The following is a 9,051-nucleotide window of genomic DNA, read 5'->3' as shown; positions in this document are numbered from 1 at the left end:
CCGGGGGCCCGGCCCCCGCCGGCCGGGTCCGCGTCGGACCGGCCGGCGACAGCCGGGTCCGTGCCGGCCGGGTCCGTGCCGGCCGGGTCCGTGCCGGCCGGGTCCATGCCGGCCGGATTGCCGGGCCGGCGGGCGAGGACCAGCCAGGCGGGCGCCAGGTCGGCGGCGCGGCCGGCGTGCAGGGCGTCGACCGCGAGCCGGGCCGGGTCCTGGAGCACGGCGCCCCGGGCGGCGGTGCCGGAGCACGCCCCGTGCAGCACCGCGTCGAGGAGCCCGGAGGTGGTCCGGCGGGCCAGCGCGTCCGCGTCGACCAGCGCGGTCGGCGTCACCGGCTGCGGGTACGCGGCGAAGCAGGCGTCCGCGCGCAGCCCCAGGGCGTCCAGCCGGCCGCGCAGCTGCTCCGGGTTGGCCGGGCGGTCCGCGTCCAGCACCCCGCCGATCGCCCAGGCGGCGTCGTCGCGCCGGGCGTACCAGGGGGAGGCGGCGACGAGCCGGTGCAGGCCGAGCGGGTTGTCCAGGCGCAGCAGCAGCGTGCCGCCGGGGCGCAGCGCCGCCGCCAGCCGGTCCAGCACGCCGGCCCAGCCGAGCCGGACGCCCTCCACCGACTCGACCGCGTCCAGGCCGGCGCCGGCGATCACCACGTCGTACCGCTCGTCGGCCGGCAGGCCGGCCGGGCCGGCCACCACGACGCGCGCGGCGCGGTCGGCGAGGGCGACCGCGTCGGAGTGGCTGCGCAGCAGGCAGGTCACCTCGGCGTGGGCCAGCCGGTCGAGCAGCGCGGGGTCGTGCGGGCCGGCCAGCAGCACCCGGGCGCCGGCGGGCACGACGTGGGCGGCCAGCGCCGCCAGCGGCCCGCCCTCGGCCAGGCGCTCCTCGGGCAGGTCGGACCAGGCCAGCATCTCCCCGCCCGGCAGCGCGATCCGGGGCGCCGTCTCAGTGGTCAACTCGTCTCCTCCTGGAGGTCCGCCCAGCCGAGCAGCTCGCGCAGCTCGGCGGGCGTGCAGCGGTGGTCGGTGCCCAGCTCCGCGCGGGCGATCTCCACGGCGGCGGGCAGGTCCACCCGCTCGCCGTGCAGCTCCGGCCACTGGCGGCGGATCCGGGCGGTCCCGCCGAAGGTGGGGTCCTCGTCCGCGAGCACCATCGGGTCGCCGTAGACGGCGGGCTCGCAGCCCGCCGCGATGCCGTAGAAGATGGCGCTGGTCAGCCGGTTCGACGCCACCCGGCGGTGCCGGCGCAGCTCGGTGAGCTGCCGGTCGAGGAAGAGCGGGTCGGTGTCCTTCCACCAGTGGCCGCGGTAGCCGTGGCAGATGACCCGGAAGCCGGCGTTCTCGTAGAGCCGGCGCACGCGGCGCATGCCGTACTCGTGCCAGTAGAGGCAGACGGTGACCGGGCCGGGCTCGGTGTCCCGGATGCGGGCGATCAGCTCCCGGTGGTCGCCCCGCACGTGCTGGCCCTCCCAGCCGTGGAACGGGTACCAGATGGTGCCCTCCCGCCGCGCCGTCGGCGGCCGTTCGGGCCGCATCGCCAGCAGGTACGCGAACGGCGCGCCGATGACGGTGACGTTGCGCCGCCCCACCGACCAGGCCCGCCGCCGCGTCTGCTCCGACCAGAGCAGGCTCGGGGTCCGCTCCGCGTACGGGTGGCCGGGGGCGAGGCCGTCGCCGATGTTCCAGCCGTGCTGGACGTACCCGTTGATCCGGGGCGGGTGGCCGTCGCCCAGCCCGGCGTAGCGGGCCAGCACGTGGGCGTGGCCGTAGAAGTGGTTCGCGTGGTGCATCGGGTCCCCTCAGGCGGCGGCGGATCGCGCCGTGGCGGCGCGCAGCGCCGTGCCGAGGGCGTCGACGACGCGCTCCTGGTCGGCCTCGGTGAGGTCCGGGAAGAGCGGCAGGGACAGCTGCTGGGCGTAGAACGACTCGGCCACCGGGCAGGATCCGCGCCGGTAGCCGAGGTCGGCGAAGGCCGGGTGCCAGTGCGCCGGGAGGTAGTTGACCTGCACCCCGATGCCGGCGGCGCGCATCCGGTCGTACACCTCGCGGCGCCGCCCGTCGAGCACCCGGATCGGGTAGAGGTGCCACGCCGGGGCGGCCCAGGAGCGCCGGCCCGGGGTCAGCACGCCCGGCAGGTCGGCCAGCGCCTCGTCGTAGCGGGCGACCAGGCGGGCCCGCGCGGCGAGGAAGTCGCCGAGCCGGCGCAACTGGCTGCGGCCCAGCGCGCAGAGCACGTCGGGCAGCCGGTAGTTGAGCCCGAACTCGTGCACCTCCTGGTGCCAGCCGCCCTCGTCCGGCCAGCGCTGCTCGTCGCGCTCCCGCACCAGGCCGATGTTGCGGAACCGGCGGGCCCGCCTGAGCAGGTGCGGGTCGGTGGCGGCGACCGCGCCGCCCTCGGCGGTGGTGAGGTTCTTCGTCGGGAAGAACGAGAACGTCGTCAGGTCGGCCAGCGAGCCGACCGGCCGCCCCCGGTAGGTGGCGCCGATCGAGTGCGCGGCGTCGGCGAGCAGCAGCGCGTCCGTGCCGGCCGTGGCGGCCCGCAGCGCGTCGTAGTCGGCCGGGTGGCCGGCGTAGTCCACGGCGGACACCACGCGGGTCCGGCTGGTCGTGGCCGCCGCGACCGCCGCCGGGTCGAGGGTGAACGTCTCCTCCTCGACGTCGGCGAAGACGATCTTCGCGCCGAGGGCGACGGCGCTGCTGGCGGTCGCCACGAACGTCATCGGCGGCACGATCACCTCGTCGCCGGGGCCGACGCCGGCCGCCGCGTACGCCACGTGCAGCGCCGCCGTGCCGTTGGAGACCGCCGCGCAGCCGGCGCCGCCGGTCCAGCGCGCCAGGTCGGCCTCGAAGCCGTCGACCTGCGGGCCGGTGGTGAGCCAGTCGCTGCGCAGGGCGGCGACCACGGCGGCGACGTCGTCGTCGGTCACCGACTGCCGGCCGTACGGGAGCAGCCCCGTCATGCGGTGACGCCGAGCATGTCGCGCAGCCGCTGGACGCTGAGCCACTCGTCGTTGCTGTCCGACTGGTACGCGAACCCGTCCGGCACCGGCTCGCAGCCGACGGGCGGCTGGTAGCCCCAGGTCGCGATGGTCGGCTGCACGATGAACCGGTCCTTGGCGCGCAGCGTCCGGCGGCTGTCGTCCGGCGCGATCATCTCCTCGTGCAGCTTCTCGCCGGGGCGGATGCCGACCTCGTGCGTGGTGGCGTCCGGGGCGACCGCCTCGACCAGGTCGAGGATGCGCATGCTCGGGATCCGCGGGACGAACAGCTCGCCGCCCTGCATCTGGTCGAACGAGTCCATGACGAAGTGGACGGCCTGCTCCAGGGTGATCCAGAACCGGGTCATCCGCTTGTCGGTGACGGGCAGACTCCTGCCCTCGGCGGCCAGCCGGCGGAACAGCGGGACGACGGAGCCGCGACTGCCGACCACGTTGCCGTAGCGGACGACCGCGAACCGGGTCGGGTGCTGCGCGGCGTAGTGGTTGGCCGAGATGAACAGCTTGTCGCCGACCAGCTTCGTCGCGCCGTACAGGTTGATCGGGCTGGACGCCTTGTCGGTGGAGAGGGCGATGACCTTCCTGACGCCGGCCTCGATCGCCGCGTCGACCACGTGCTGGGAACCGGTGATGTTGGTGGCGATGAACTCCGACGGGTTGTACTCGGCGGTGTCCACCTGCTTGAGCGCGGCGGCGTGCACCACGTGGTCGACCCCGTGCATCGCGCGGGTGAGCCGGTGCCGGTCCCGGACGTCGCCGATGAACCAGCGCAGCCGCGGGTCGTCGCCGAGCTGCTGGCGCAGCTCGTACTGCTTGAGTTCGTCGCGGGAGAACACCACCACCCGGGCCGGGTCCGCCTCGCTGAGGACGTGCCGGAGGAAGGTCCTGCCGAAGGAGCCGGTCCCACCCGTGATCAGAATGGAAGACCCATTCAACTCGCTCAATTGGTGCTCCCATGGTCGTGGTCGTTTCCTTGGCGACCTCGCCGGGCCGGCCGGATCGAGACGCTAGACCGGTCGGGTTAACTCCCCGACGCCCTCCGGTGAACGCTCGCCTCGCGTGGAGTGAATGCGGAATGCCTTGCAGGCAAACACTTTTCGCCTGCTCAGGGCCAGGTTGAAGACCCTTTCACCTCGGCTACACTCGGCCCGCACGTCGAGGCGTGCGGACCAGACACGGAGGAAAAATCGGTGGAACTTGAGCGGCTGAGAGTCGTCTTCCGCGCGGCACTGGAACTGTCCGACGACGCCGTTGTGGACGGTCTCGAATATCGCGGAATCGAGAATTGGGACTCGCTCGCGCACATGTCGCTGGTGGCCGCCGTCGAGGACGAGTTCGGCGTCATGCTGGACACCGACGAAGTGATCGACCTGAGTTCCTTCGACCGCGCGCGGCAGATCCTGGAGAAGCACGGTGTCACCCTCACCGACTGACGCCGGCGAGGACGTGCCCGCCCGCCGGGTCCTCGTCACCGGGTCGACCCGGGGCATCGGCCGGGCCGTCGCCCGGCTGCTCGCCGAGCGGGGCTGGGCGGTCGCGGTGCACGGCCGGTCGCCCGGCTCCGCCGACGAGGTGGCCGCCGGCCTGCCCGGCGGGCCGCACCTGGCGGTGCACGGCGACGTGGCCGAGCCCGACCAGGTCCGGGCGGCGATGCGCACAATCTTCGCGCGCTGGCGCGGCCTGGACGCGCTGGTCGTCAACGCCGGCACGCACGAGGCGGGGCTGCTCGGCTCGGTCCCGGACGAGACGGTGACCCGGTTGTTCGCGGTCAACGCGGCCGGCGCCGCGCACACCCTGCAACAGGGGTCCCGCCTGCTCCGCCGGGGCGACCGGCCGGCGGTGGTGCTCACCGCCTCGCTGGTCGGCTCGGCGGGCGCCGCCGGCCAGGCCGTCTACGCGGCGAGCAAGGCCGCCGTCGAGGGGCTCACCCGGTCCGCCGCCAAGGAACTCGGACCGGCCGGCATCCGGGTGAACGCGGTCGCCCCGGGCTTCGTCCGCACCGACCTGCTGACCGGCCTCGACGAGCCGGGCCGGCGGGCCCGCGCGGAGGCCACGCCGCTGCGCCGGCTCGGCGAGCCGGCGGAGGTGGCGGAGGTGGTCGCGTTCCTGCTCTCCCCGGCCGCGGCCTTCGTCACCGGTCAGGTGGTCGGCGTGGACGGCGGGCTGACCCTGTGACCGGCCCGTCGCCCGCCGACCGGGCCGCGCCGCCGCACGCCGCCGCGCCCTTCGTCCCGCATTCCGACCGGGCCGCGCCGCCGCACGCCGCCGCGTCCTTGCTGGCGCATCCCCACCGGGCCGCGCCGCCGCATTCCGACGGGCCCTTCGTGCCGCATCCCGACGCCCGACTGGTGGACGCGGCGACCGGGCGGCAGGTCGGGGGCGCGGAACTGGCCACCCGGGTCGCCGACCTCGCCGCCCTGCTCGACCGGGAACCGCCGGGCGTCGTCCTCGCCGCCGCCCCCGCCGAGATCGACGCGGTGCTGCGGATCCTCGCGGCCTGGCAGGCCGGCCGCCCGGTCGCGCTGGTCGACCCGCAGGTGACGCCGGGCGCGCTGCGCGAACTGGTCGACAGGTTCCGCCCCGCCGTGCTGCTCACCGGCCCGGAGCCGGTCGACGGCCACGAGCCGGCCCCGATCGGCCTCGGCGCGGCGTGGCGGCGCACCGGGCCCGCCGGGCCCACGCCCCACCCCGACCTGGCGCTGCTGCTCACCACCTCCGGCTCGACGGGCAACCCGAAACTCGTCCGGCTCTCCCGCGCGGCGGTGCGGGCCAACGCGGCGGCCATCGCCACCGCGCTGGGCATCGACGGCGACGAGGTGGCGCCGACCACCCTGCCGCTGCACTACACGTACGGGCTGTCGGTGCTCACCAGTCACCTGCACGCCGGCGCCACCGTGCTGCTGGAGCGCTCCGGCCTGACCTCCCGCGAGTTCTGGACGGCCGTCGATCGGCACCGGGCCACCTCCCTGGCCGCCGTGCCCTACCAGTACGAGATGCTGCGGCGGCTGCGCTTCGACCCGGCCCGGCACGACCGGCTGCGTACCCTCACCCAGGCCGGCGGCCGGCTGCATCCGGAGCTGGTGGCCGACTTCCACGCCCGGATGGCCAAGGTGGCCGGCCGCCTCTTCGTCATGTACGGGCAGACCGAGGCGACCGCCCGGATGACGGTGCTGCCGCCCGACCGGCTGCCGGAGAAGCTCGGCTCGGTCGGGCCGCCGGTGCCCGGCGGGGCGCTGTCGGTGCGCGCCGACGACGGCACGGAGACGACCGCGCCGGGGCCGACCGGCGAGATCGTCTACCGGGGACCCAACGTGATGATGGGTTACGCCGAGACCGCGGCCGACCTCGCCCGCCCCGACGAGCTGGGCGGGGTGCTCGCCACCGGCGACCTGGGCCGGCTGGACGAGGACGGCTTCCTGCACGTCACCGGCCGGCTCAAGCGGATCGCCAAGGTCTTCGGCGTCCGGGTCAACCTCGACGACGTGGAACGCTCGCTCGGCCACCACGGGCCCGTCGCCGCGATCGCCGGCGCGGACCGGCTGGTGGTGGTGGCCGAGGGCGCCGACGCCGACCGGCTGGCCCGGATCCGCGCCGAGGTGGCGCAGGCGCTGGGCACCCACTCCTCGGGCGTCCAGGTGCGCGGCGTGGACGCCCTGCCGCTGACGGCGACCGGCAAGCCCGACTACCGCGCGCTGGAGGCACAGTGCTGACCGACGTGTTCACGCTCACCCAGCCCGAGAAGGAGGAGCGGCTCCGCGCCGAGCTGGCCGGGCTGCTGGCCCACCACCGGCGGCACTGCCCGCCGTACGCCCGGATCCTGGACGCCCTGGGCGGCGCGGACGGCGACGCCGCGACGCTGGCCGACCTGCCGTGGCTGCCGGTGCGGCTGTTCAAGACCCGCAAGCTGTCCAGCGTGCCCGACGACGAGGTGATCCGGGTGCTCACCTCCAGCGGCACCACGGGCGAGGTCAGCCGGATCCACCTGGACAGGGCGGCGGCGGCCACCCAGTCCCGGATGCTGGCCCGCACGCTGGGGGCGGTGCTGGGCCCGCGCCGGCTGCCGATGGTGGTGGTGGACCGGGCCGGCGTGGTCGGCGACCGGCGCTCCTACTCCGCCCGGGGGGCGGGCGCGCTCGGCATGGTGAACTTCGGCCGCGACCACCTGTGGCTGCTCGACGCCGACGACCGGCCGGACGTGGCCGCGCTCAAGGACTTCCTGGCCCGCCACGGCGACGCGCCGTTCCTGGTCTTCGGCTTCACCTTCATGGTGTGGCGCTTTCTCTACGAGGTGGCCCGCGACCACGGCCTCGACCTGTCCCGGGGGATCCTGGTGCACTCCGGCGGCTGGAAGAAGCTCGCCGACCGGGCCGTCGACAACGCCGAGTTCCGGCGCCGGCTCCGCGCGGACACCGGCCTGGAACGGATCCACAACTTCTACGGCATGGTCGAGCAGATCGGCACGGTCTTCCTGGAGGGGCCCGACGGCGGCTCCCTCTACTGCCCGGACTTCGCCGACGTCATCGTCCGCGACCCGGTCACCTGGGCGGAGGCCCCGGTCGGCACGCCGGGCGTGATCGAGGTGCTCAGCACCCTGCCCACCTCGTACCCGGGCAACGTGCTGCTCACCGAGGACCTCGGCGTCGTGCACGGGATCGACGACGGGCACTGGCCGGGCAAACGGTTCAGCGTCCTGGGCCGGCTGCCCCGCGCCGAGGCTCGTGGTTGCAGCGACACCTACGTCGGAGGTCGGGCATGACGGTACGGATGCGCTTCCCCGCCGGGCCCGAGGTGCCGGTGGACGACCTGCTGCCCCCGGCCGCCGACCCGCCGCTGACCGTCGGCGACGAGCGGATCGTGGACTTCCTGACCTCGGTCTCCCGGCGGCTGCTGGCCCCGGCGCTGGCCCGCCGCCACCCGGAGCTGGGCTCGCTCGGCTTCTTCCTGCGCCGCCGGGAGCTGGTACGCGGCGTGGAGCGGCTGCACGCCGGGCTCGACGACGGCGTGCTCGCCTTCCCCCGGGGCGTGGCGTTCCACATCCCGCCCGCCAACGTGGACACCGTCTTCGTCTACTCCTGGGCGCTGTCCGCGCTGGCCGGCAACACCAACGTCGTGCGGATCTCGCTTCGCTCGGCGGCGGCCGCCGACGCCATCCTGGACGTGCTCAACGACAGCCTGGACGCCGCCGACCCGGTCGTGGCCCGTACCCAGCGCATGGTCACCTACGGCCACGACGACGCGGTGACCGCCCGGCTCAGCGCCGGCTGCGACGTGCGGGTCGTCTGGGGCGGGGACCGGGCGGTGACCGCCGTGCGCCGGCACCCGCTGGCCCCCGCCGCCCGCGACCTCACCTTCCCCGACCGGTCGTCCTTCGCGGCCCTGTCGGTGGCCGGCTGGGAGGCCGCCCCGCCCGCCGCGCGGCGCGACGCCGTGGCCCGCTTCGCCAACGACGCCTACTGGTTCGACCAGGCGGCCTGCTCGTCGCCCCGGGCGGTGTTCCTCGTCGGCGACGCCCGCCGGGCCGACGCCGTCCGCGCCGAGTTCGTCGCCCTGCTCGGCGTGGCCGTACGGGAGCGGGGCTTCGACGTGGACGCGGCGATGGCGGTGGAGAAGCGGGTCGGCGCGTACGGGCTGGCCGCCGACGGGGGAGTCACCCGGATGACGTTCCACGACAACCTCGTCGCAACGCTGGAGCTGGACGGGCCGGCGGTGACGCCCCGGGAGTGGCTCGGCGCCGGCACGTTCGGCTTCGTCACCCTGGCGGAGCTGGCGGAGCTGGCGCCGTTCGTGCGCCGCCGGGACCAGACGCTCACCCACTTCGGCTTCGCCCGCGCCGAGCTGGTCGATCTCGCCCGGCGGCTCGGCGGCCGGGGCATCGACCGGATCGTGCCGTTCGGCGCGGCGCTGACCTTCGCGCCGGTCTGGGACGGTCACGACCTGCTCCGCGAGTTCGTCCGGCTGGTCACGGTCGCCGACTGACGCGCCGGAGTAGGCCCGGTCCGACCGACGCGCGCGAGGGGGCCCGGTCCGACCGACGCGCCGAAGGGGGCCCGGTCCGCGCGGGGCGGGGC

The 9,051-nt window shown here is 75.5% G+C and carries 8 protein-coding genes and 1 pseudogene; 5 read left to right on the top strand and 4 right to left on the bottom strand.

The features are described 5' to 3' along the window. The 4 genes and pseudogenes from ACWENR_RS27550 to pseB form a co-directional block, all read right to left on the bottom strand. Positions 1-944 (bottom strand): annotated as a pseudogene (locus ACWENR_RS27550) (class I SAM-dependent methyltransferase); the annotation flags it as partial. Then, positions 941-1,777: a hypothetical protein gene (locus ACWENR_RS27545; protein ID WP_452279859.1), complete on the bottom strand. Its 837-nt coding sequence runs from the start codon at positions 1,775-1,777 to the stop codon at positions 941-943. The gene ACWENR_RS27545 and the pseudogene ACWENR_RS27550, both read right to left, overlap by 4 nt. A gap of 9 nt (positions 1,778-1,786) precedes the next feature. After that, entirely contained in the window at positions 1,787-2,947 is a 1,161-nt protein-coding gene (locus ACWENR_RS27540; RefSeq protein ID WP_452279858.1) for a DegT/DnrJ/EryC1/StrS family aminotransferase, read from the bottom strand. Then, a complete protein-coding gene (gene pseB, locus ACWENR_RS27535; protein ID WP_452279857.1) occupies positions 2,944-3,927 on the bottom strand; it encodes a UDP-N-acetylglucosamine 4,6-dehydratase (inverting) in 984 nt (327 codons plus the stop codon). Before pseB ends, ACWENR_RS27540 begins: the two co-directional genes overlap by 4 nt. Before the next feature lie 246 nt (positions 3,928-4,173). On the opposite strand from pseB, the gene ACWENR_RS27530 reads away from it, so the two are divergent. The 5 genes from ACWENR_RS27530 (at position 4,174) to ACWENR_RS27510 (ending at position 8,959) form a co-directional block, all read left to right on the top strand. Further along, entirely contained in the window at positions 4,174-4,416 is a 243-nt protein-coding gene (locus ACWENR_RS27530) for an acyl carrier protein (protein WP_452279856.1), read from the top strand. After that, positions 4,397-5,158: an SDR family NAD(P)-dependent oxidoreductase gene (locus tag ACWENR_RS27525; protein ID WP_452279855.1), complete on the top strand. Its 762-nt coding sequence runs from the start codon at positions 4,397-4,399 to the stop codon at positions 5,156-5,158. Before ACWENR_RS27530 ends, ACWENR_RS27525 begins: the two co-directional genes overlap by 20 nt. A gap of 149 nt (positions 5,159-5,307) precedes the next feature. After that, positions 5,308-6,693 (top strand): AMP-binding protein, encoded by a 1,386-nt coding sequence (locus ACWENR_RS27520; protein ID WP_452279854.1) that lies wholly within the window; start codon positions 5,308-5,310, stop codon positions 6,691-6,693. Beyond that, on the top strand, positions 6,687-7,739 hold the full coding sequence (locus ACWENR_RS27515; protein WP_452279853.1) for a LuxE/PaaK family acyltransferase: 1,053 nt from the start codon (positions 6,687-6,689) through the stop codon (positions 7,737-7,739). The genes ACWENR_RS27520 and ACWENR_RS27515 overlap by 7 nt, the downstream gene beginning before the upstream one ends. Then, on the top strand, positions 7,736-8,959 hold the full coding sequence (locus ACWENR_RS27510; protein WP_452279852.1) for an acyl-CoA reductase: 1,224 nt from the start codon (positions 7,736-7,738) through the stop codon (positions 8,957-8,959). The genes ACWENR_RS27515 and ACWENR_RS27510 overlap by 4 nt, the downstream gene beginning before the upstream one ends. Positions 8,960-9,051 lie beyond the last annotated feature (92 nt).

This window comes from Micromonospora sp. NPDC004336, assembly GCF_053602615.1.
Note: the sequence above shows the minus strand (reverse complement) of the source record. Positions and strands in the feature narration are given on the sequence as shown.